This window comes from Pseudomonas zeae (genome assembly GCF_014268485.2).
GTDB classification, from domain to species: domain Bacteria; phylum Pseudomonadota; class Gammaproteobacteria; order Pseudomonadales; family Pseudomonadaceae; genus Aquipseudomonas; species Aquipseudomonas neuropathica.
Window position 1 is genome coordinate 5,344,732 of record NZ_CP077090.1, and the last position, 23,237, is coordinate 5,367,968.

Below are 23,237 nucleotides of genomic sequence, written 5' to 3' on the forward strand. Positions count from 1 at the left end.
GGAGTCGCGTGGCAGCCGGGGGACGGGCTGCGACAGGATCAAAGGTTAAGGGCCGCACGCCAGCCGCCGTTAGTCGATTCCTGTCGCTGCGTTGCACAATCCTGCGAGACTGTGCAGAAGACCTGTAACAACCTGTAAAACTGCGTCACACGGTTGTCATACGGCGTATCAAGCAACTTTGCTGCCCTACAACCTGCTATGGCTGAGCCCGCCCACAATCCCATGCAGGATCAGGCAAGCATTTCGCAGGATGTGTCTACCGCTGGCGCTTGCACAAACATATGCTCTGCTCCATTCCACCTCCCCTGCCGAGGATGCCGTGCATGACGTCATTCGATCGTTTTCAAGCCGAACCCACCGCTGACATGGAAAAACAGCGCGCGGAACTGGCGGCGATCATCCGCCGCAACACCACCGACGATGGCAGCTACGAGACCGCCATCGGCTCGCTGTTCATGTCGCGTCACACCCGATCCCACGACTTTGCCCCGGTGCTCGCGCAACCGGCGCTGTGCATCATGGCGCAGGGACGCAAAGAGGTGCGGCTGGCCGACGAGTTCTTCAATTACGATCCGCTGAATTACCTGGTGGTGTCGGTTTCGATGCCATTGAGCGGGCGCGTGGTGAATGTCTCGCCGGAAGAACCGATCCTCGCCGTGCGCCTGGATATCGACCCGACCGAAATCACCGCGCTGATCGCCGACGCCGGTCCGATGGGCGTGCCGACGCGGCCGACCGGGCGGGGTTTGTATGTCGAGCAGATCGACAGTTCGATGCTCGATGCCGTGCTGCGTCTGGCGCGCCTGCTCGATGCACCGAAAGACATCGCCATGCTCGCGCCGCTGATTCGCCGGGAGATTCTTTATCGCCTGTTGCGCAGCCCGCAGGGCCATCGTTTGTATGAAATCGCGATCGCCAATAGCCAGAGCCATCGCATCAGTCAGGCGATCAAATGGTTGAACGGCAACTTCGAACAGCCGCTGCGCATTGATGATTTGGCGAAAGAAGTGAACCTCAGCGTCTCGACCTTGCATCACCGTTTCAAGGCGATGACGGCGATGAGTCCGTTGCAGTATCAGAAGCAGTTGCGCCTGCAAGAGGCGCGGCGGTTGATGTTGGCGGAGGGGCTGGAGGCTTCGGCGGCGGGGTATCGCGTCGGGTATGAAAGTCCGTCGCAGTTCAGCCGTGAGTACAGCCGGCTGTTTGGTGCGCCGCCGTTAAGGGATTTGGCGCGGTTGAGACTTTCGGTGTGACCGTTAGAAGCCCCTCACCCTAGCCCTCTCCCTGAGGGAGAGGGGACTGAATGGGGGATATTGAAGAAGTACGCTGACCTGAAAGTACTTTGCCGAATCCATAATCGACTCGATATCTCAGGTCGATGGATAGCGCCAGACACCTCGGTCGGCCCCCTCTCCCTCCGGGCGGTCCGACGTTTCGGGAGGGCTGGGGTGAGGGGCGATTTGGAGTCAGCCCCCAATCTAAGCTCCCAACACCCGACAAGCCTCCACCGGCAACGTCACCGACACCGGATGCCCGATCGCCAATCCGATCCCCTGACACGGCGTACTCAACGCCGTAAACGTCACCCCGGAACACTCCACCGTGGTCTCGATGGTCGCGCCGATATCACGCACAAACGTCACCTTGCCGAGCAAGCGATTCCCCGCCGTCGCCTGCGCTGCCGACAGTTGCAGGTCTTCGGGGCGAATCAGCATCTTCACTTTCTGCCCCACGACAATGCTGCTACAGATCGGCACTTGCAGCGCGTCACCACCCGGCAGGCTGACCTTGCCATCGCCCAGCGCCGTGGCCGGGAAAATATTGCCCGAGCCGATGAAGTCCGCGACAAACTCATTGGCCGGATGCCGATAGATTTCGATCGGCGTACCGACCTGCTGCACCTTGTGTTCGCCCAGCACGACGACGATATCGGCCATGGTCATCGCTTCGCGCTGATCGTGGGTGACCATGATCGTGGTGATGTTCAGGCGCTGCTGCAGTTGGCGGATTTCCACCTGCATCGACTCGCGCAGCTTGGCGTCGAGCGCCGACAGCGGCTCATCGAGCAGGAGGATTTTCGGGTGCGAAGCAATCGCCCGGGCAATTGCCACGCGCTGCCGCTGGCCGCCGGAAAGTTTCGCCACCGGGCGATCGATCATCGCTTGCAGCTGAATCAGCTCCAGCAACTCCACCACGCGTTTGTGTTGATCAGCCTTGCTGACGCCGCGCAACTTCAGCGGGTAGGCGATGTTCTCGCCGACGGTCATGTGCGGGAACAGCGCCAGCGACTGGAACACCATGCCGAAGTTGCGCAGGTGCGCCGGGGTCTGGCCGATATCTTCGCCGTCCAGGCGTATCTCGCCGCCAGTGAGGGTTTCCAGCCCGGCGATCATCCGCAGCAAGGTGGTTTTGCCGCAGCCGGAAGGGCCGAGGAAACACACCAGTTTGCCTTCCGGCAAATGCAGGTTGACGTCTTGTACCGCGCACGCCGAGCCGTAGAATTTCTCGACGTTTTCCAGAATCAGACCAGTCATGTTGCACCTCAAATCAAAAGGAAACGCCGCCCTCGCCCACCAGCTTCTCCAGCGCCCAGATCAGGACGAAGTCGATCAGCACGATCAGCACGGCAAACGAGAACACGGTAGGGTCGAGCGATGACACGGTGCGGCTGTACATCCAGATCGGCACGGTCATGACGTCGATGGTGTAGAGGAAATAGGTCACGGTGAATTCGTTGAACGAGACGATGAACGCCAGCAGCATGCCCGCCAGAATCCCCGACTTCATCAACGGCACCACCACATCGACGATGGCCCGCAGCGGTGAGGCGCCAAGCATCCGCGCCGCTTCCTCGACTTCGCTGCCGATGGAAAGCATCGCTGCGGTGCAGTTCTTCACCACAAACGGCAGCGCCAGAATCACGTGGGCAATCACCAGCCGCGAAGTGGTCAGGTGGAACGGCAGGCTGTCGAACACCAGCAGCAAGGCCAGGCCCAACACCACCATCGGGAACACCAGCGGCAGCGACATCAGTTGCAGCGCCACGGCCTTGCCACGGAATTCGCAGCGGGTCAGCGCATACGCGGCGGGTACGGCGATCAGCGTGGCGAAAACCATCGTCAGGCACGACACCAACAGGCTGGTGGCCATGGCCTGACCGAGACTGAGCACGTCGCTGGCGTCCGGCGAAACAAAGGTGTGCCAGGCCGCTTTGTACCATTGCAGGCTGTAGCTGCTCGGTGGGAAGTCGAGGTTCGACGCACCGCTGAACGACATGACGATCATGGTCAGGATCGGCAACACCGCCAGCAGCAGAATGAAGCCGGAGAGGATGCCGGCGAACTTGCCGGTTTCGCCGGGCAGCAGCGCCATACGCTTCTTGGTCAGGGCACTCATTGCGAAGCCTCCAGCAGACGCCGACGACGGCCAGTGATGTATTCAGAGAGAGTCATGATCGCCAGCGTGGTGACAATCAGCACCACCCCGGCTGCCGACGCGGCAGGCCAGTTCATCAGCGGCGCGATCTGGTCATGCACCATCACCGCCAGCATCGGCACGCGACGGCCTCCGAGCAGCAACGGCACCACGAAGCTGCTGGCGTTGTAGGCGAACACCAACGTTGCACCGGTGATGATCCCCGGCAAACTCATCGGCAGAACCACTTGGCGGAACACTTGAAAACGGCTGGCACCGAGGGTCGCAGCCGCTTCCTCATAGGTGCGGGCGACGCCGCGCATGGCGCTGGCGATCGGCAGCACGGCGAGCGGAAACGCTGTTTGCACCAGGCCCATCAGGACGCCGTTCTGGTTGTACAGCAACATGATCGGCCGCTTGATCAGGCCGAGGCCCATCAGCGCCTGATTGAGCATGCCGCCGGGACCGAGAATCACCAGCCAGCCGTAGCTTTGCAGCAGCAGATTGACCAGCAGTGGCAACAGCACCGCTGCGAGGAAAATCCGCCGCAGAAACGGCGAGGTCAGCCGCGACATGGTGTACGCCACCGGAATCGCCAGCACCACGGCAATCACCGCGCTGATCAGCGCCAGACGCAAGGTCAGCAGTAAGGATTTCAGGTAGTACGGTTCGAGCAACTGGGCGTAACTGGCCAGGCTGAAACCGCTCCACTCCGCGCCTTTGGTGCCGACGCTCATGCGCAGCACCAGCAGGCTGGCGGCGATCAGCACGCCGAGAAACAGCATCGACGGCGTGAGGAAAAGCCACGCCCGTGCAGTCGGAGAAACGCCGCGCGCCGGGCGCACGGCAGCGGCGCCGACCGCTTGGGTCAGGGATTGATGTTCCATAGCAATAATCTCGTCAATGGAAAAACAACTGACGAACACAACTCTCCAAACCACCCCCGCCCCCTTGTAGGAGTGAGCCTGCTCGCGATAGCGGTGTGTCAGCCACCTAATAGGTTGACTGGTATGACGCTATCGCGAGCAGGCTCACTCCTACAGGGGATTTGTGGTGTTCTGAAGGTTTGTGTTCGGCTCAGGAAGAAAAAATTTCCGTATAGCGACGAATCCATTGGTCATGCACGGTGGCCAGGAAGGCGTTGTCGTGCATGATCGCCTTCTCGGCAATCTGCTCCGGCGTCAGAATGAACGGGCTCTTGCGCGCTTCGGCGGAGATGATCGCCTTGGCGTTGACCGGGCCGTTGAAGATGTCCTCGGCCATCTTGCCCTGCACCAGCGGGTCGAGGGAGTGGTCGATGAAGGTGTAGGCCAGGTCGGTGTCGCCCGGCCGATTCTTCGGCATCACCGAGAGCATCAGGTCGGTGTAGAACCCTTCCTTCATGCCGAACGTAGCGCCGAGGCCGTAGTTCGGATCGCGGATCTGTTTGGGGAAAAATGCCGGGGCATAGAGGCCGCCCATGTCCAGCGAACCGGTGCGGAACAGCTCGGCAATCTGGTTCGGGTTTTCGCCCAACGTCACCACGCGATCCTTGAGTTCGGCGAGCTTCTTGAAGCCCGGCTCAATGTTGTGTTCGTTACCGCCAGCCAGTTTCGCGGCGATGATGATCAGGTCCATCGCCTCGGTCCAGTTCGGCGGTGGCAGGAAAATATTCGGCGCCAGATCGGCATCCCACAACGCGGCATAACTGCTCGGCGCCTCTTTCTGGGTGCGAGTGCTGTAGACCAGACTGTTGCACCACAACAGGTAACCGATGCCGTGCCCGTTGGCGCCGGTACGGTATTTTTCCGGGACGTCGACCAGGTTGGGAATGCGGTTGAGGTCGGGTTTTTCCAGCAGCCCGGCGGCCGCCAGACCTTCGGCGCCGACGCCTGCCAACGTGATGATGTCGTACTGCGGACGATCACCGCCGGCCTTGAGTTTGGCGACCATTTCCGAAGTGCTGCCGGTGCGGTCGGCGATGACCTTGGCGCCAGTCTTGGCTTCGAACGTGGCGGCGATGTTGCGCAGTGCCGCGAGGCCGGTGTCATCCGACCAGGTCAGCAATCGCAGGGTCTTGCCGGCGAAGCGGGTGTCGCTGGCGCTCGCCCGGATGAAGGGCATGCTCAGGGCAGCCGCCGCCACCGAGGCGACGCCGACGGTTTTAATGAATTGACGCCTGTTCAGATCGTGCTCGCCCATGACGGACCCCCTTTGTTCTTTTAAGTATGAGGTTGGTCGCAACCGTTGCATCCGCGCGGCCGGATCCGCTGCAGGCCTTGTTTTCAAAGGCCTGCAGCGCTGCCGACGGGTTCATCCTGAGGTCGTGCAAAACAGCTGACTATCGATAAAAACTCATTGAAGCCATGACGCCGACGCATGCCTCGTTGCGAGGCATGCGCTGACCTTTTTCGGGCGTTCAGAGCGCCCGGATCACGTGTTTGATTTCCTGAAACGCGGCCAGGCCCCACGGCCCCAATTCGCGGCCGATGCTGCTCTGCTTGTAACCGCCCCACGCGGTTTGCGGGAAGATCACTTGCGGCGCGTTGAGCCACACCAGCCCCGCCTGCAGGGCGTTGGCGACCCGCTCGGCGGTCTCGGCGTTACGCGTCACCACACTGGCGACCAGGCCGAACTGGCTGTCGTTGGCCAGGGCAATTGCCTCGGCTTCGCTGCTGAAACGGCGCACGCACAGCACCGGGCCGAAAATCTCTTCGCACCACAGCGCACTGTCGAGGGGCACGTCGGTGAACACGGTTGGCTGCAAAAAATATCCGCGCGGCAGATCTGCCGGACGATTGCCGCCGCACACCAGCTTCGCGCCAGCGCTCAGCCCCCGGTCGATGTGACCAAGCACGCGCTGGTATTGCGCCTGATTGACCAGTGCGCCCATCTCCACGTCCGGGTCGAACGGATCTGCCACGCGAATCGCTTGAGCACGCTTGTGCAAACGTTCAAGGAATTCATCCGCCAATTCATCGGCAACCAACACACGGCTGGTGGCCGAGCACATCTGCCCGGCATTGAAGAAACCGCCACCGCAAGCCAGCTCGACCGCCAGTTCCAGATCAGCATCCTTGAGCACCAGCAGCGAAGATTTGCCGCCCAGTTCCAGGCTCACGCCCTTCACCGTTTCGGCGGCACGCTGCATCACCTGGACACCGACGGCGTTGCTGCCAGTGAAAGAAATCTTGGCGATGCGCGGATCCGCCGACAGTGGTGCACCGACCGCCAGACCGGTACCGCAGACGACGTTGAACACGCCGTTGGGCAGGCCGGCTTCAGCGATGATCGCCGCCAGTTCCAGCTCCGGCAGCGGCGTGACTTCCGACGGTTTCAGCACCACGCAGCACCCGGCGGCGAGGGCCGGCGCGAGTTTCCACGCGGTGGTGACCATGGGGAAATTCCACGGCACGATCAGCCCGACCACGCCGCAGGGCTCGCGGCGCAAGCGTGCGCTGAAATCATCGCTGGGCAGCGGCACATGGCTGTCCTGTCTCGCGTCGAGGCCTTCAGCGAGTTCGGCGTAGTACTCGAAGGTGGCGATCACATCGTCAACGTCGATGGCCGCTTCGAACTGCGGTTTGCCGTTGTTGCTCGATTGCAGTTTCATCAAGTGATCGCGACCGTTGCGCACGCCATTGGCGATGTTGCGCAGAATCGCGCCGCGCTCGGCACCGCTGGTTTGCGACCAGTCCTTGAATGCTTCAGTCGCAGCGCTCACGGCCTGGCTCACCGCGTGCTCGTCACCGCCATTGACCGTGGTCAGCAACGCCTCGGTGGCCGGGTTGATCACCCGCAGATGTTCGCGGCCGGCCGACCATTGGCCGTTGATGTAGAGCCCGTCGAGTGTGGTTGGAAAATTGATCATTGGGCCACCGCCTGCATCCACTGGTTCTGGTCGATTTCGATCACGGTCGGGCCTTGGCGATCGGTGGCGGCACGCAGTGCACTGCGCAAATGTTCCACCGAGTTGATCGCTTCGGCGGCGCAGCCGAGGGCCTTGGCCACGCCAACGAAATCCGGGGTGTAGATGTCGACGCCGACCGGTTCGATGGCGCGGTTGACCATGTATTTCTTGATCTCTTCGTAGCCCTGGTTATTCCACAGCAGGACGATCACCGGGGTGCGCGCTTCGACGGCGCTGGCCAGTTCCGGCAGGGTGAACTGCAGACCGCCGTCGCCGATCAGGCACACCACCGGTGGCCGTGCACCTTTATCGGGTTGTCCACCGAGCCATGCGCCAATCGCTGCCGGCAACGCATAGCCGAGGGTGCCGTAGCCGGTCGATGAGTTGAACCAGCGACGCGGACGCTCCGGGTTGAAGGTCAGGTTGCCGGTGTACACCGGTTGCGTGGAGTCGCCGACGAACACCGCGTCGGGCAATTCGTGCAGCACGGTTTCGAGGAAACGGGTTTGCGCCAGCGTCGCTGCATCCCAGGTCACGGCCAGATCATCACGCAGACGCGCCGCGCGCACCTGGCCCCAATCGTTGCGGCGCTCGGCCAACGCTTTGTGCGACAAGGCGCTGAGCAATGCCTGCGCGGCATTGCGCGAATCGGCAACCAGGGCGACGTGTGGCGGATAGTTACGCACGGTCTGATCGGCGTCGATGTCGATGCGCAGCAGTTTGCCGGGAATCTCGAAACCACCGGCGAAGGTCACGTCGTAATCGGTTTCGGCCAGTTCAGTGCCGATCGCCAGCACCACATCGGCATCGGCGACCAGTGCGCGGGTGGCAACCAGGCTTTGCGTCGAGCCGATCAGCAGCGGATGCGCCGACGGCAACATGCCTTTGGCGTTGATGGTCAGCGCCACCGGTGCGTCGAGCAGTTCGGCCAGTTCGGTAAGCTCTGCTGCGGCATCGATCGCACCGCCACCGGCGAGAATCAACGGACGTTGGGCGCCGGCCAGCAACGCACTCATACGGCTTACGGCAGCGGGCGCGGCACCGGCGCGGTCGATGTTGACCGGGACACTGGCGAGCAGCTCATCGGCCTCTTCCACCAACACGTCCAGCGGAATTTCGATGTGCACCGGACGCGGACGCCCGGCCTGGAACAAGGCGAATGCGCGAGCGAGCACGCCGGGCAATTCCGAAGCCGACATCAGGGTGTGAGAGAACGCCGCGACGCCAGCGACCAGTGCGCTCTGGTTCGGCAACTCGTGCAGCTTGCCGCGCCCGCCGCCCAACTGATTGCGGCTCTGCACGCTGGAGATCACCAGCATCGGGATCGAGTCGGCGTAAGCCTGGCCCATGGCGGTGGTGATGTTGGTCATGCCCGGGCCGGTAATGATGAAGCACACACCCGGTTTGCCGCTGGTCCGCGCATAACCGTCGGCCATGAAACCGGCGCCCTGTTCATGTCGTGGGGTGACGTGGTTGATGCTCGAACGGGCCAGCCCGCGATACAGCTCCACGGTGTGCACGCCGGGAATGCCGAACACCTGCTCGACCCCATAACCTTCGAGTAACTTGACCAGTACTTCGCCACACGTCGCCATGTCATTGCCCTTTTGTCAGCTAAAAACACAGATCCCTTGTGGGAGCGAGCCTGCTCGCGAAAGCGCTGGATCAGCCAACATCAATGCTGAATGTGAAACAGCCTTCGCGAGCAGGCTCGCTCCCACATGACCTGAACATGGGCTCATTGAACGGTCGGCAGGTAGCGGCAACAATCGATTAAAAGTCATACTAGCCATGTCCTCACGTCATACCTTGGATCCCCATGAAACGACTGCCTCCCCTGCCCGCCCTGCACACGTTTCTGATCACCGCGCAGTGCTGCAACTTCACCCGGGCCGCCGAGCAATTGCACATCACACAAGGCGCGGTGAGCCGGCAGATCGCCGGGCTGGAAGATCATCTGGGGTATGAACTGTTCATCCGTCTGGCCCGTGGCCTGGAGTTGACGGCCGAAGGCCGGGAGTGGTTGCCACGGGTGGAGAAGGTCTTCGGACTGATCACTGAGGCCACCGAGCAGATCGGTCTCAAGCGCGAAACCCTGCAACTCAAGGCGCCCAGTTGTGTGATGCGCTGGCTGGTGCCGCGCCTGCTGCAATGGCAAAAGGAACGCCCGGATGTGCCGGTCAAACTGACCACGACGTTGGCCCATGGCGTGGACTTTCAGCGCGAGCAGTTCGACGCGGCGGTGATCTATGGAGCGCCGCCGGACAACTCCTCGACCGCGCTGCATCTGTTCGATGAACAACTGACCCCGGTTTGCTCACCGGCACTTTTGAAAGGCCCACCGGAACTGTCCGACCCGGCCGATCTGCAACAGCATCTGTTGTTGCATCCGACCCGCGACACTCAGGACTGGAAGGTCTGGCTGACGGCGGCCGAACTGCAGTTGAATAACGTCAACATGGGCCAGCATTTCGAAACGCTGGATCAGGCGATGTCGATGGCGTCGCATGGGACGGGGGTGGCGATTGGCGACTGGTCGTTGATCGGCGACGACTTGCGTGCCGGACGGCTGGTGATGCCGTTTGAATTGAAGGTGAGGACGGGGTTGGCGTATTACGTGGTGGTGCCTGCGGGAACCGAGCCTTCGCCGCAGCTGGAGGAATTGATGATCTGGCTGGTTGAGCAGGCGCATTTGCGGTGAGGCCTTCCCCCTCACCCTAACCCTCTCCCAGAGGGAGAGGGGACTGACCGGGTTGTTTTGTCGAGTTACACCGACCTGAAGGTGCTGTACCGAATCCATAATCGACTCGATCACTCAGGTCGATGTACAACGCCAGACACCTCGGTCGGCTCCCTCTCCCTCCGGGAGAGGGCTGGGGTGAGGGTAAAGCTGTATATCAATACCCGACAGTAAACCGCTCACGCGAATGCTTCGGCGTTTCCACTTCGTCGATCAGCGCAATCGCGTAATCGGCAAAGGTGATCCAGCTACGCCCTTCAGCGCTCACCAGCAAGTGATCCTGACCGACACGGAAACTACCCGTACGCTCACCTTCGACAAACTCCGCCGAAGGCGACAGAAAGGTCCAGTCCAGCTCCTGCTCCTGACGCAACGCCTCAAGAAACGCCGCACCCGCACTGGCTTCAGTTTTGTACTCGGCCGGAAACCCCGCACTGTCGATCACTCGCGTGTCGTCCGGCAGCAACAACGAACCGGCACCGCCCACTACCAGCAAACGCTGAACGCCTGCCTGCTTCACCGGCCCGACAATCGCCTCCGCAGGCACGGTGGCAAAATGCGCGGCGGTGATCACCACATCATGACCGGCCACGGCGTCCTGCAACGCGGCCGAATCCAGCACATCGACTTTCTTGCTGACCACACCGCTACGGGCGCCGATCTTCGAGGTATCGCGGGCGATAGCGGTGACGCTATGGCCGCGACGCAGGGCTTCTTCCAGCAGTTGGCTACCGGCGCGGCCGGTGGCACCAATGATTGCAATCTTGCTCATGACATTCTCCAATTGGCTTGAGAGTGCTGCGTTTTCAGAATCGGCTTACCACTGCATTTCGCCCTTGGCGACTTTCGCGCTCAGCTCCAGCGAACTTTCTTCGCCGAGTGTCGGGTAGCGCTTTTTCATCGCGGCGATCAGTGCGGCGGAATCTTTGGCCTTGGCGGTTTCCGCGTCGAAAGCCTTAATGTAGTCGGCGGTGAATTTCACGCTGGCCAGCGAGCGGCTGCTGTCACCCAGGTAGTGACCCGGCACCACGGTGTTCGGTTTGAGGGTTTCGATCGAGTGCAACGTTTCCAGCCAGTCGGCGTGGGATTGCGCGCTCTGGGTATCGGCCATCCATACGTGGATGTTCTCGGCGACAACCACACCACCGACCACGGCTTTGAGCGACGGGATCCACACAAAACTGCGATCCGGTTGTTTGCCGTCGAGACCGATGACCTGCAATTTCTGCCCTTCGAGCATCAGGCTGTCACCCTTGAGCACGCCCGGCACGATGGTTTTCGCCGGCACGTCGGCGCCCATTTTCGGGCCCCAGAAGGCCAGTTTGCCGGCGACGATTTTGTTGATGTGATCAACCGTCGGCTGCGAGGCCAATACCTTGGCCTCCGGGAATGCCTTGGTCAGGGTATCAAGGCCGAAGTAATAATCCGGGTCGCCATGGCTGATGTAGATGGTGGTCAGGTGCTTGCCGCTGGCGCGGATCTTTTCCACGACTTGCTCGGCCTGGGATTTGCCGAATTGCGCATCAACGAGGATCGCGTCTTTCTCACCGCTGACCAGCACCGAGGTCACCGGAAAAATCGCGTTTGTCCCTGGGTTGTAGACATCCAGGGTCAGATTGGCAGCCGCTGCATGCGCGGCGAAACCCAGGGAAGCAGTGGCGAGCAGAACGCGTTTGAGTGTGGTGAAGCCGATCATCTGTTGCTCCGATGTCCGAATGCCGTATTTGGCGATGGAACAGAGCTTAGTTGCCTGACTCAGTACAAAAAATGCGATGCTTGAACATAGTTTGTTTCTGAAAGCGGGCAAATCATGGATCGTCTCCAAGCAATGCGGGTGTTTGTCACCGTGGTGGACCTGGGCAGCCAGTCGGCAGCGGCCGATCATCTGGACCTTTCGCGGCCGGTGGTTTCACGTTATCTGGCAGAGCTGGAGGACTGGGTCGGCGCGCGCCTGATGCACCGCACCACGCGCAAGTTGAGCCTGACCGCCGCCGGCAGTGAGATTCTGCCGCGCTGCCGGCAGATGCTGGAGTTGTCGAGCGACATGCAGGCCGCCGTCAGCGAACCCCACGATGCCCCGCGCGGGCTATTGCGGATCAGCGTCAGCACTTCGTTCGGCCAGGCCCAACTGGCGGATGCGATGGCCGCCTACGTCAAACGCTATCCGGGTGTGAGCATCGATCTGCAAATGCTCGATCGCACGGTGAATCTGGTCGATGAGCGCATCGACCTGGCGATTCGCACCAGTAACGATCTCGACCCCAACCTGATCGCCCGGCGCCTGACCGTTTGTCGTTCGGTTGTCTGCGCCGCCCCGGCCTATCTGCGAGAACAGCCGGCGCCATTACGGGTCGAGGATCTGAGCAGACACAATTGCCTGACGCACTCGTATTTCGGCAAAAGCCTGTGGCATTTCGAGGAGGATGGCGAACCGGTTTCAGTGCCGGTGCAGGGCAATATCAGCGCCAACGAGGCCAGCACGTTATTGCGCGCGACACTGGCTGGCGCGGGGGTGGCGATGCTGCCGACCTATCAGGCCGGGGTGCATATTCACAGCGGCGAACTGGTCCGCCTGCTGCCCCATGCCGAGCCGCGACAGATGAACATCTACGCGGTGTACGCCTCACGCAAACACATGCCGGCGGCGCTGCGCAGCATGCTGGATTTTCTGGTGCTCAGGTTCCCCGAAAACCCCGAATGGGATATCGGCCTGTAAACCCAATCCACTGTGGGAGCGAGCTTGCTCGCGAAGAGGGAATTTCATTCGAAATCTGCATTGGCTGACACGCCCTCTTCGCGAGCAAGCTCGCTCCCACAAAGCGTCCATCAGCGTGCTGAATGGTCGGTTAAATCCTCGAGCACACTCGCTGGCAACTCCCCATCGCTGACCTATGCTGAAGGTAATACCGCAGGGTATGTCGTTCAGAGGTCAACGCCATGAACATCAAAACAAGAAGGTATGTCGCGATTTTCATCACCTGCGCCGCCACGCTGGCGCTGTACGGCACCGCCGCCTGGCGGGTCGAACAGCTGCGACAACTGCCGCGCGAGTATGCGAGCTGCAACTTCGAGCGCTGCATTCCGCACAATGCCACTCTGAACGCATTGCGCTGATATTCAACTGTAGGAGTGAGCCTGCTCGCGATAGCGGTGTGTCAGTCAAACTTTATTGTATGACACACCGCTATCGCGAGCAGGCTCACTCCTACAGGGGTGTTGTGGTGTCTGTGGATCAGTGTTCGGCCTTCAGGCTGTCGCGGAAAGCCTTTGGTGAAATCCCCACCCGGCGCCGAAACAGGCGCGTGAAGTTGGTCGGATCGGAAAACCCCAACAACTCCGACATCTCGTAAATCGTCATGCTGGTGTAGGTCAGCAAGCGCTTGGCTTCCAGCAACTGACGCTCGTGCATGATCTGCAACGCCGGTTGCCCCGCCAGTTCACGGCAAGTGCCGTTAAGGTGCGATACCGAAATCCCCAGCCGATGCGCCAGGTCTTCAACCTTCACATGCTGGCGATAAGTTTCCTCGACCAATTGAATAAAGCCATTGAGGTATTCGCGCTGACGTTGCGGCCGCTGACTGGCTTTGTGCCGCACGATCGCCTGACGGCTGACCCAGACCATGATCACGCTGACCAGCGAATGCATGAGCATTTCCCGCGCCGGTTGATGACCGTTGTATTCGGCCTGCAATGCCGAGAACAGGCTGTTGAGGTAATCACCGTCGGTGCCTGCCGGGTAGTTTTCTGCACTGGCCAGTGCGTGCACCGAATCGCCCAGTTGCGCCTGCAAGTGATTGATCAGCGGTGTGGCGAGGGTAACGATGAATCCTTCGACGTCTTCGGAAAAGCGAAAGCCGTGCACCGATAACGGTGGCAGCACTTGAATCGCCGGGGTGTGGAGTTGCGTGCGCTGCCCTTCGATCTCAAGCTCTGCCTGACCTTTGAAGACGAAGAGCAACTGGCACAAATCAGCATGGCGGTGGGGTTTGATTTCCCACTCATGTTCGCGACTGCGGGAGGAAATGGTTTCACAGTGCAGCAAGTCAGGGGTCGGCCAGTCCAGGCTTTCACCGTAGAGCTTGAACACTGGAATCGAAGGCAGCTCAGGCTTGTTCATCACTTCAATCCAGGCCTCGGGGTTGTGGGCGATAATCGCACCGATTGGCAGAATGTACAGGTATCAGCTCAGTTTTCACCTTCAATTGACAGACCCGCAAGGGAAAAATGCAAGCACTCGATCCATAAAAAATATTCACCGGCGCTTGTCGCGTGAAGCTTGCGAGCCATAAAAACAATGAAAACGCTGAAAACCCAAGTCGCCATTATCGGCGCCGGTCCGTCCGGATTGCTCCTCGGCCAGTTGCTGCACAACGCTGGTATCGACACCCTCATCCTTGAACGCCAGACACCTGATTACGTGCTCGGACGCATTCGCGCCGGGGTACTTGAACAGGGCATGGTAGAGCTGTTGCGTCAGGCTGGCGTGAGTCAGCGCATGGACGCCGAAGGTCTGGTGCATGGCGGTTTCGATCTGGCCCTGGACGGACGTCAGGTGCACATCGATCTGCACGCGCTGACCGGTGGCAAGAGCGTGATGATCTACGGCCAGACCGAAGTCACCCGCGACCTGATGGCCGCTCGTCGGGAGGCTGGTGCGCCGACCATTTACCAGGCGAGGGATGTCGTTCCTCACGGCATGAAAAGCGACGAGGCATTTGTTACCTTCGAAAAGGACGGCGAAACCTTTCGCGTCGATTGCGATTACATCGCCGGTTGCGACGGTTTCCACGGGGTCGCGCGGCAGTCGATTCCGGCCGATAGCCTGAAGGTCTTCGAGCGGGTTTATCCGTTTGGCTGGCTGGGGATTCTGGCCGACACGCCGCCGGTGCATGAGGAGTTGGTCTACGCCCGCCATGAACGTGGCTTCGCTCTGTGCAGCATGCGTTCGGCCACCCGCACCCGCTATTACCTGCAAGTGCCGGCGGATGAAAACGTCGACGACTGGAGCGATCAACGCTTCTGGGATGAGTTGAAAAATCGCCTGCCGGTGGCGCTCGCGGAGAAACTGGTCACAGGCCCTTCGATCGAGAAAAGCATCGCGCCGCTGCGCAGTTTTGTCGTCGAGCCGATGCAGTACGGACGGATGTTTCTCGTCGGCGACGCGGCGCATATCGTCCCGCCCACTGGCGCCAAGGGTTTGAATCTGGCCGCCAGCGACGTCAGCACGTTGTTCAATATTCTGCTGAAGGTTTATCGCGACGACCGCACCGATCTGCTGGAGAAATACTCGGAAATCTGCCTGCGCCGCGTGTGGAAAGCCGAGCGCTTTTCCTGGTGGATGACCTCGATGCTGCATCGCTTCGATGACCACGATGCGTTCAGCCAGCGCATCAGCGCTTCGGAACTGGACTACTTTGTCAGTTCAGAAGCAGGGCGAAAAACCATTGCAGAAAATTACGTCGGACTTCCTTATGAGGCTATCGAATAGCCTGCTACCGACTTACACTGGCGAGCATCCCCGCTCGCCTGATGATCTGCGGGACTCTCACTGCCCGCAGGTTTTGCCCGTGACCAATCTCAATCACCCCGAAACGCCCAAACCGGCCATTCGCAGCGTGCTGGTCGCGCTGATGATGGCGATCTTTCTCGGCGCGCTGGACCAAACCATTGTCGCCGTGTCGATGCCGGCCATTTCTGCGCAGTTCAAGGACGTCAGCCTGCTGGCCTGGGTGATTTCCGGGTACATGGTCGCGATGACGGTGGCCGTGCCGATCTACGGCAAGCTCGGCGACTTGTACGGGCGGCGCAAACTGATGCTGTTCGGCATGGGCCTGTTCACCCTCGCCTCACTCTTTTGCGGCATGGCGCAGAGCATGGAGCAACTGGTGCTGGCGCGGATCCTTCAGGGCATCGGCGCCGGCGGGATGATCTCGGTAAGTCAGGCGATCATCGGTGACATCGTGCCGCCGCGTGAACGCGGGCGTTATCAGGGTTACTTCAGCAGCATGTACGCGGTGGCCAGTGTCGCCGGCCCGGTACTCGGTGGTTACATGACCGAGTACCTGTCGTGGCGCTGGGTATTTCTGATCAACCTGCCGCTGGGCCTCGGTGCCTGGTGGGTGGCGCGGCGCAATCTGCGTGGCCTGCCGATTCCCCAGCGCAAACCGGTCATCGATTACCTCGGCACGCTGCTGATGATCATCGGCCTCACTGCCCTGCTGCTGGGCATCACTCAGGTTGGCCAGGGTCATTCGTGGCGCAGCAGCGAAGTGATCGCTCTGTTTGCATGTGCGGTGGTGGTGTTGGCGCTGTTTGTCTGGCACGAACGCCGGGCGCGGGAGCCGTTGCTGCCGATGCACCTGTTCGCCAATCGCAACGCCCTGCTGTGCTGGTGCACGATTTTCTTCACCAGTTTCCAGGCGATTTCGTTGATCGTGCTGATGCCGCTGCGCTTTCAAAGCGTTACCGGGGCCGGGGCCGACAGTGCCGCGTTGCACTTGCTGCCGCTGGCGATGGGGCTGCCGATTGGTGCGTTTTTCGCCGGGCGTCGCACGTCGATTACCGGACGCTACAAACCGCAGATTCTGACCGGTGCGATGCTGATGCCGGTTGCGATCTTCGGTATGGCGTTCAGCCCACCCGAGGCGACGCTGGTCAGTGGTCTGTTCATGTTGCTCTGCGGTATCTCCAGCGGCATGCAATTCCCGACTTCGCTGGTCGGCACGCAAAACTCGGTAGAGCAACGCGACATCGGCGTAGCGACCAGCACCACCAACCTGTTTCGCTCCCTCGGCGGCGCAGTGGGTGTGGCGTTGATGTCGGCGCTGTTGCTAGCGTTGTTACAGGACTCCAGCTTCGCCCATCTGGCAAGCAGTTCACTGATGAGCGAAGGGCATTCGGGCAACGTCCTGCTCGATGGTCTGAACGCCGCGCCGGGTGATGCGCAGAACGCCTTGCGCGCGGAATTGCTGGTGACATTCCGGCATTTGCTGTGGGTAAGTGCGGCGGTGTCGTTGCTGGGATTGGCGGCAGCGATTGCGATGCCGAACAACCTGCTGCGCGGACGCGAGCACGGCGCCAAATAATTCAAACAACGCAGACCCCTTGTAGGAGTGAGCCTGCTCGCGATGCGGTATGTCAGTTGACATCATCGCTAAATGACACACCGCATCGCGAGCAGGCTCACTCCTACAGGAAGCCGGTGTTTCACTCAGGGGCTGTAGTAACCGACGGCTACAAGGAAATGCCCGGCCTTCTTCAGGTAAGCATGTTTGTCCTCAACCTTGCCGGTCACCGGGTTCTTCCAGCGATATTCATACTCACCGTCATCCTGCTTGCCGATCAGCGCCAGAATCGGCTCGCCCACCGGTTTGCCATCCGGATCCTTGATCTTGCCGAAGTCGGTGTTGATCAAGCGCAGATTGGTGCCGTGGGCAACGTAGCGCTGGGTGTTCAGATCAACCACAAACACATACAAGTCGTCCTGCAAGTAGCCACCCTTGAGCGAGTTGATCGCCGTCAGCGTGGCCTTCTCGTCTTTGCCCAAATCAGTCGCAGCTTTGTCGAGCAGTGCTTTGGCCTGCTCGGCCGAGGCTCGCGGCAAGTAGTAACCCACCGCCAGAATCCGCTGACCGATGCGCTGGTAATACACATGCTTGCGCTCGACCTTGCCGTCCGACCAGTTCTGCCAACGGTATTCGGCCTGCTGGATGCCGTTGCCTTCCGGCACTTTCAACGCGTCCTTGAAGGTTTTCTGCAAATCCGGGCCGAGCACTTCACTGACGTCACGACCGATCAACGCTGATGAAGGCCCGCCGCTGGCGAGCATCACGCCTTTGGTGTCGACCACGAACACGTAGCGATCCTTGTCGACGAACTCGCCCTGCCGGCTGAACGCGGCGAACGCCTTGTCGCCATTGTCGTGGTAATAGGCCAGGGCTTTTTCCAGCAAGGCGATGGCGGCCTGACTGTCATCCTTGGCGGTCGTGGCGGCGCTGGCCTGGCCGAAACCGGCCAGTAACATCACGCTGAGCCAGGCCACTTTATGCAAAAACCCCATAGCGCATCCCTCGTTCTTGTTGGTGTTTCAAGAGCGTAGACGGCTTGGGCTGATGTATGGATATTCAGAGGGTTTCTGAACGTTTCGCGGCTTAAGTGGTGAGGCAAGCCTCACCACTGTTGAGCAAGTCTTACGGGCGGGAATTGATCTGCTGCTGCAGGTTCTGAATCTGCGCCTGAAGGGTATTGATGTTGCGGGTCATCTGCCCGCGGAAAGCGTCGAACTCGGCGGTATTGCCGCCTTGCGGGGCTGCCGGGCGGTTGTCCTGCTCGCTTTTGAGGACGACGATTTCCTGTTCGAGGCGATCAATCGCCGCGCTCGGGTTGCCCTGCTTCTTCAACGCCGCGATATCGGCACCGAGGCTTTTGAACTGAGCGTCAAAGGCCTTCAACTGAGCGTCGACCTTGCTGGTGTCGGCCGGCGTGCTTTTCACCGTCGCCAGTTCCGCAGTCAAGGCTTTGACCTGCGCCTGCAACTGGGTATTGGCGTTCTGCTGTTCAGTGGTCTGCGCGGTCATCTGTGCCAGTCGTTTGTCCAGATCACTGGCCTGCCCCGCGACGCCTTGCTGCTGTTTGCTCTGATCGAGCAGCTTGCCTTCGAGCTGTTTGATCTGCAGCTTGAGGGCTTCGCTGTCACTGGTGACGTTGGACTGGCTGGCCACGACCTTGCCGGAAATGTCCTGCAAGCGCCCCGCCGCTTCTTCACTGATGCGCGCGAAACTTTCCTGAGTCGCAACCAGTTGCTGCTCCATCAACGAGATTTGCTGGAAACTCCACCAGGCCAGACCGACGAAGGCGAAAAACAGTGCGCCGACCAACGCCCACAACGGGCCGGTGCTGGCAGCCTTGACCTTGACCACGGGCGGCGTGCGCGAATGCACGGAGGTGCGAGCGGTGGTCGGAATGTCATCGTCGTCGAAGGTGTCGGCCCGCAGGCTCGGAACATCATCGAAATCGTCGTGGGCATCATTACGCATGGACATTGAGGCAACCTTTGTGAAACGCGGTGATGGCTAAATGCTGCGAAGTATAACCGCCGCAGCCGCAGGGATTGACCCCCAAGCGGCTACACGGTTCATTGCCGCCCGGCCGAATCGTTTCAACGGATGTCCTGAGCTTTCCACCAGCCGCAGAACTCATCCAGCGCCGACCACAGGCTGACTTTCGGATCGTAGTCCAGATAATGCCGGGCGCGGCTGATGTCGAGGGTGAAATTTTTTTTCATTACCTGCATGCCGAGCCGCGACAGGGTTGGCTCCGGACGCCCGGGCCAGAGCTTGCATGCACCTTCGTTGAGCGCCGCGACGCTGTAGGCCAGACCATACGATCTGTACTTGGTGACCTGCGGCACTTCCATCTTGCGCATCACGTAATTGACCACATCCCACAACGGTACCGGCGCACCGTTGCTGATGTTGTAGGCCTTGCCCAGCGCGGAACCGGCGGCCAGCAAACTGCTGAGCATCGCTTCGTTGAGGTTCTGCACGCTGGTGAAATCGACTTTGTTCAGGCCATTGCCGATGATCGCCAGGCGGCCCTTGCGCTGCATATTAAGCAGGCGCGGGAAGATGCTCATATCACCGGCGCCGGTGACGAAACGCGGGCGCAGGGCAATGGTTTCCAGGCCGAACTCCTGCGCACCGAAAACCTTTTGCTCAGCCAGATATTTGGTCGCGGCGTAGTGATGCTTGAAGCGCTTGGGTACTTGCTCTTCCGTCAGGTTGAAATGATCGCGGCCATCGAAATAGATCGATGGCGACGACAGATGCACCAAACGGCGGACGCGCTGTTTCAGACAGGCTTCGACAACGTTTTCGGTGACCTGCACGTTGCCTTGATGAAAGTCCTGATAGCGCCCCCACAGCCCGACGGCGCCCGCGCAATGCACCACGGCTTCAACATCGGAACACAACTCGCGGACCAGATCGGGATCGGTCAGGTCGCCGGGGACAAACTCGGCGCCACGGCGCACCAGATGTTCGACGCTCTCGGCCCGGCGACCGTTGACCCGCACGTCCAGGCCCTGCTCCAGGGCGAAACGCGCAAAGCGTCCGCCAATGAAGCCGCTTGCGCCGGTGACCAGAATTTTCATGTAAAGCTCCGATGTCTTTCGTTTTGCCTGATTCGAGTGTCTTGACGCTGGCCCTCAGTCCAACGGCACTAGCCATTGCGCCGAAGAACGCAGCAATTGCTCGGTCAGCAAGCCCAGCAACTGACCGCCATTACGCCAATGATGCCAGTACAACGGCACGTCGATCGGTTTATCTGGCAGCAGTTCACGCAATAACCCGCGTTGCAATTGATCGCGCACTTGCAGTTCCGGCACCAGGCCCCAGCCCAGTCCGGCTTCGATCAGGCGGATAAAACCTTCCGAGGAAGGACATAAATGGTGTTCGAATCCGCCATCGACGCCCAACGAGGCGAGGTAACGATGCTGGAGGAAGTCGTCCGGGCCGAACACCAGCGCCGGGGTGCGTGGCAGTTGCTCGGCGCGCACGCCGTCGGGGAAATGCCGTGCGATGAACGCCGGGCTGGCCAGCGCGCGATAACGCATCGCCCCGAGCAACACACTACGTGCGCCGGCCACCGGTCGTTCACTGGCGCAGAGGCACGCGGCCACTTCACCGGCGCGCATGCGTTTGAGGCCGACGGTCTGGTCTTCGACAATCAGATCGAGCAGCAAATGTTGTTCGGCGCAAAAATCTCCCACCGCTTTGGCCCACCACGTGGCGAGGCTGTCGGCATTAAGAGCGATGCGCAAACGTTCCGGCCCCCCCTCCTCGTCCAGCGCGGGCACAAGAGTTTGCAGGTCACGCTCGAGCAGACGCACCTGCTGCACATGGTTGAGCAGACGCCGGCCTATCTCGGTCGGCGACGGCGGCGTGCCGCGAATCAACACCGGCTGGCCGACCCGCGCTTCGAGCAGTTTGATCCGCTGCGAAATCGCCGATTGCGACAAACCCAGCACCTGCGCGGCCCGTTCGAAGCCGGCCTGCTCGACCACGGCGGCCAGAGCAGAAAGCAATTTGTAGTCGAACATCAGTTTTCCTAATGAGCGATCAGCACTATTGGTTTTTCTTATACAGGTTTCGCCCGGAGAATAGCCAGCAAGCACTCTTTATCAAGGATCACTGCAATGGCTGGCGAAACCTCACTCACAACCTTGTTGCGCAGCATGAGCCCGCAACTGAACGCCGGCGAATACGTATTCTGCACCCTGCCCGACGGCGTGTTACCGAGGGATCTGGAGATCGTCGGCAGCTTCCGCGAACAGGAAGGCCTGACCGTGATTCTCGAACGCTCCCAAGCTGAACAGGCCGGTTTCAGTTTCGACTACGTCGCCGCGTGGATCACCCTCAACGTGCACTCGGCCCTGGAAGCCGTGGGCCTCACCGCCGCATTCGCCACGGCACTGGGCAAGGCCGGGATCAGTTGCAACGTGATTGCCGGCTATTACCACGACCATTTGTTCGTCGGCCAGGCCGACGCCGAACGCGCCATGCAAGTGCTGCGCGATCTCGCAGCCAACGCGGAGTAATTGTTATGTGGCAAAGCTATGTGAACGGCCTGCTGGTGGCGTTCGGGCTGATCATGGCGATCGGCACGCAGAACGCTTTTGTATTGGCGCAGAGCCTGCGTCGTGAACATCACCTGCCCGTGGCGGCGTTGTGCGTGGTTTGCGATGCGCTGCTGGTGGCGGCCGGAGTATTCGGGCTGGCGACGATTCTGGCGCAGAACCCGATGCTGCTGGCGATTGCCCGTTGGGGCGGCGCGACGTTTCTGATCTGGTACGGCAGCCAGGCGCTGCGCAGGGCGTGTTCGAAACAGAGCATGGGGCAAGGCGAGAATCAGACCGTGCGTTCGCTGCGTGCGGTAATGCTCAGCGCTTTGGCGGTGACGCTGCTCAACCCGCACGTTTACCTGGATACGGTGTTGCTGATCGGCTCGCTCGGCGCGCAGCAATCGGTGCCGGGCGCTTATGTAGTGGGCGCGGCGAGTGCTTCGTTGCTGTGGTTTTTCACGTTGGCACTGGGTGCTGCGTGGTTGGCGCCATATCTGGCCCGGCCGAGTACCTGGCGGATTCTTGATCTGGTGGTGGCGCTGATGATGTTCACGGTCGCCGGGCAGTTGATATTGGCGAGCTGATTTATTCCAAACCGCTCTGGAACCTCTATCCCACACAGTTGTTGCGTGGTTATGGCGCAACCCCGGTGCTATGATCGAAACCCTGCGCCGCAAAGAGTAAAAACTCGCCGGTGCATTTCTGGCCGCCCGTGATCGGCCTTGCGCTCACCGCAACAGACCTGATTAGGAGAATCATCATGGCTTTCGAATTGCCGCCGCTGCCTTACGCACACGATGCCCTGCAGCCGCACATTTCCAAGGAAACCCTGGAATACCACCACGACAAGCACCACAACACCTATGTCGTGAACCTGAACAACCTGGTGCCAGGCACCGAGTTCGAAGGCAAGACCCTGGAAGAAATCGTCAAGACTTCCTCGGGCGGTATCTTCAACAACGCCGCTCAGGTCTGGAACCACACTTTCTACTGGAACTGCCTGGCGCCAAACGCCGGCGGTCAACCAACCGGCGCGCTGGCTGAAGCCATCAATGCTGCTTTCGGTTCGTTCGACAAGTTCAAGGAAGAGTTCAGCAAAACCTCGATCGGCACCTTCGGTTCCGGCTGGGGCTGGCTGGTGAAAAAGGCTGACGGTTCCCTGGCTCTGGCCAGCACCATCGGCGCCGGCAACCCGCTGACCAGCGGCGACACCCCGCTGCTGACCTGCGACGTCTGGGAACACGCTTACTACATCGACTACCGCAACGTTCGTCCGAAGTATGTCGAAGCGTTCTGGAACCTGGTCAACTGGAAGTTCGTTGCTGAGCAGTTCGAAGGCAAAACCTTCACCGCTTAAGCTGCGCGCCAGTCAAAAAACCCGGCTTTTGCCGGGTTTTTTATGCCTGCATTTAAATAGCGTTTTTCTCACGCTTAAAGCTGTCTGCCGCTGCTTGCCGCCATGCCACAGCGGGCTAACATCAAAAAGAGGAAAAAATGCTGCGAACCGCTCAAGTTGAGGGGCGAAACTACCGACATAGTACAAATTAGGGCTAATACTCCAGACAGCAGCATTT

At 60.4% G+C, this 23,237-nt stretch carries 22 protein-coding genes; 9 read left to right on the plus strand and 13 right to left on the minus strand.

What is annotated here, in order from left to right; all coding sequences use genetic code 11:
• Positions 1-323 precede the first annotated feature (323 nt).
• Positions 324-1,253, plus strand: a complete 930-nt coding sequence (locus tag HU754_RS23565; protein ID WP_093430530.1) for an AraC family transcriptional regulator — start codon at positions 324-326, stop codon at positions 1,251-1,253.
• Positions 1,254-1,478: 225 nt separating this feature from the next.
• Here the strand turns inward: HU754_RS23565 and HU754_RS23570 are convergent, their stop codons facing one another.
• The 6 genes from HU754_RS23570 to HU754_RS23595 form a co-directional block, all read right to left on the minus strand.
• Positions 1,479-2,534 carry an ABC transporter ATP-binding protein gene (locus tag HU754_RS23570; RefSeq protein WP_099757031.1) on the minus strand — a complete coding sequence of 352 codons (1,056 nt, stop codon included), beginning with the start codon at positions 2,532-2,534 and terminating at the stop codon, positions 1,479-1,481.
• 13 nt (positions 2,535-2,547) lie between these two features.
• Positions 2,548-3,396 (minus strand): ABC transporter permease, encoded by an 849-nt coding sequence (locus tag HU754_RS23575; RefSeq protein ID WP_093430532.1) that lies wholly within the window; start codon positions 3,394-3,396, stop codon positions 2,548-2,550.
• The gene (locus HU754_RS23580; protein WP_186622821.1) at positions 3,393-4,301 is read right to left on the minus strand and encodes an ABC transporter permease; all 909 of its coding nucleotides are present in this window, start codon (positions 4,299-4,301) and stop codon (positions 3,393-3,395) included. Before HU754_RS23580 ends, HU754_RS23575 begins: the two co-directional genes overlap by 4 nt.
• A 190-nt stretch (positions 4,302-4,491) precedes the next feature.
• Positions 4,492-5,595 (minus strand): extracellular solute-binding protein, encoded by a 1,104-nt coding sequence (locus HU754_RS23585; RefSeq protein ID WP_186622823.1) that lies wholly within the window; start codon positions 5,593-5,595, stop codon positions 4,492-4,494.
• A gap of 217 nt (positions 5,596-5,812) precedes the next feature.
• On the minus strand, positions 5,813-7,264 hold the full coding sequence (locus HU754_RS23590) for an aldehyde dehydrogenase family protein (protein WP_186622825.1): 1,452 nt from the start codon (positions 7,262-7,264) through the stop codon (positions 5,813-5,815).
• Positions 7,261-8,898, minus strand: a complete 1,638-nt coding sequence (locus HU754_RS23595) for a 5-guanidino-2-oxopentanoate decarboxylase (RefSeq protein WP_186622827.1) — start codon at positions 8,896-8,898, stop codon at positions 7,261-7,263. Before HU754_RS23595 ends, HU754_RS23590 begins: the two co-directional genes overlap by 4 nt.
• A 224-nt stretch (positions 8,899-9,122) precedes the next feature.
• On the opposite strand from HU754_RS23595, the gene HU754_RS23600 reads away from it, so the two are divergent.
• On the plus strand, positions 9,123-10,004 hold the full coding sequence (locus HU754_RS23600) for a LysR substrate-binding domain-containing protein (protein ID WP_116255101.1): 882 nt from the start codon (positions 9,123-9,125) through the stop codon (positions 10,002-10,004).
• Positions 10,005-10,200: 196 nt separating this feature from the next.
• Here the strand turns inward: HU754_RS23600 and HU754_RS23605 are convergent, their stop codons facing one another.
• Both HU754_RS23605 and HU754_RS23610 read right to left on the minus strand, forming a co-directional pair.
• Entirely contained in the window at positions 10,201-10,815 is a 615-nt protein-coding gene (locus HU754_RS23605; protein WP_186622829.1) for an NAD(P)-dependent oxidoreductase, read from the minus strand.
• Positions 10,816-10,860: 45 nt separating this feature from the next.
• Positions 10,861-11,739, minus strand: coding sequence for an MBL fold metallo-hydrolase (locus HU754_RS23610; protein WP_186622831.1), 879 nt, complete (start codon positions 11,737-11,739; stop codon positions 10,861-10,863).
• 114 nt (positions 11,740-11,853) lie between these two features.
• Here HU754_RS23610 and HU754_RS23615 point away from each other — a divergent pair, with 114 nt between their 5' ends.
• Both HU754_RS23615 and HU754_RS23620 read left to right on the plus strand, forming a co-directional pair.
• Positions 11,854-12,759 (plus strand): LysR family transcriptional regulator, encoded by a 906-nt coding sequence (locus HU754_RS23615; protein WP_202894554.1) that lies wholly within the window; start codon positions 11,854-11,856, stop codon positions 12,757-12,759.
• A gap of 221 nt (positions 12,760-12,980) precedes the next feature.
• Positions 12,981-13,157: a hypothetical protein gene (locus HU754_RS23620; protein ID WP_007912636.1), complete on the plus strand. Its 177-nt coding sequence runs from the start codon at positions 12,981-12,983 to the stop codon at positions 13,155-13,157.
• 118 nt (positions 13,158-13,275) lie between these two features.
• Here HU754_RS23620 and HU754_RS23625 read toward each other — a convergent pair whose 3' ends face one another.
• Positions 13,276-14,160: a helix-turn-helix domain-containing protein gene (locus HU754_RS23625; RefSeq protein ID WP_186622833.1), complete on the minus strand. Its 885-nt coding sequence runs from the start codon at positions 14,158-14,160 to the stop codon at positions 13,276-13,278.
• Positions 14,161-14,337: 177 nt separating this feature from the next.
• Between HU754_RS23625 and pobA the strand changes: the two genes are divergently transcribed.
• On the plus strand, positions 14,338-15,531 hold the full coding sequence (gene pobA, locus HU754_RS23630) for a 4-hydroxybenzoate 3-monooxygenase (protein ID WP_186622835.1): 1,194 nt from the start codon (positions 14,338-14,340) through the stop codon (positions 15,529-15,531).
• Positions 15,532-15,610: 79 nt separating this feature from the next.
• Positions 15,611-17,128: an MDR family MFS transporter gene (locus HU754_RS23635; protein ID WP_186622837.1), complete on the plus strand. Its 1,518-nt coding sequence runs from the start codon at positions 15,611-15,613 to the stop codon at positions 17,126-17,128.
• Positions 17,129-17,253: 125 nt separating this feature from the next.
• Here the strand turns inward: HU754_RS23635 and HU754_RS23640 are convergent, their stop codons facing one another.
• The 4 genes from HU754_RS23640 to HU754_RS23655 form a co-directional block, all read right to left on the minus strand.
• Positions 17,254-18,102, minus strand: coding sequence for a cache domain-containing protein (locus HU754_RS23640; RefSeq protein WP_099757038.1), 849 nt, complete (start codon positions 18,100-18,102; stop codon positions 17,254-17,256).
• Positions 18,103-18,232: 130 nt separating this feature from the next.
• A complete protein-coding gene (locus tag HU754_RS23645) occupies positions 18,233-19,084 on the minus strand; it encodes an ATPase (RefSeq protein WP_116255103.1) in 852 nt (283 codons plus the stop codon).
• Between the two features lie 116 nt (positions 19,085-19,200).
• Positions 19,201-20,193, minus strand: coding sequence for an NAD-dependent epimerase/dehydratase family protein (locus tag HU754_RS23650; protein ID WP_102901065.1), 993 nt, complete (start codon positions 20,191-20,193; stop codon positions 19,201-19,203).
• Positions 20,194-20,247: 54 nt separating this feature from the next.
• Positions 20,248-21,141 carry a LysR family transcriptional regulator ArgP gene (locus HU754_RS23655; RefSeq protein ID WP_186622839.1) on the minus strand — a complete coding sequence of 298 codons (894 nt, stop codon included), beginning with the start codon at positions 21,139-21,141 and terminating at the stop codon, positions 20,248-20,250.
• 96 nt (positions 21,142-21,237) lie between these two features.
• Between HU754_RS23655 and HU754_RS23660 the strand changes: the two genes are divergently transcribed.
• From HU754_RS23660 to HU754_RS23670, 3 genes are all read left to right on the plus strand, one after another.
• Positions 21,238-21,639, plus strand: a complete 402-nt coding sequence (locus tag HU754_RS23660; RefSeq protein WP_186622841.1) for an ACT domain-containing protein — start codon at positions 21,238-21,240, stop codon at positions 21,637-21,639.
• A 5-nt stretch (positions 21,640-21,644) separates the two neighbouring features.
• Positions 21,645-22,247 (plus strand): LysE/ArgO family amino acid transporter, encoded by a 603-nt coding sequence (locus HU754_RS23665; protein WP_093430549.1) that lies wholly within the window; start codon positions 21,645-21,647, stop codon positions 22,245-22,247.
• Between the two features lie 176 nt (positions 22,248-22,423).
• The gene (locus HU754_RS23670) at positions 22,424-23,020 is read left to right on the plus strand and encodes a superoxide dismutase (protein WP_007918933.1); all 597 of its coding nucleotides are present in this window, start codon (positions 22,424-22,426) and stop codon (positions 23,018-23,020) included.
• The last annotated feature ends 217 nt before the right edge of the window (positions 23,021-23,237 follow it).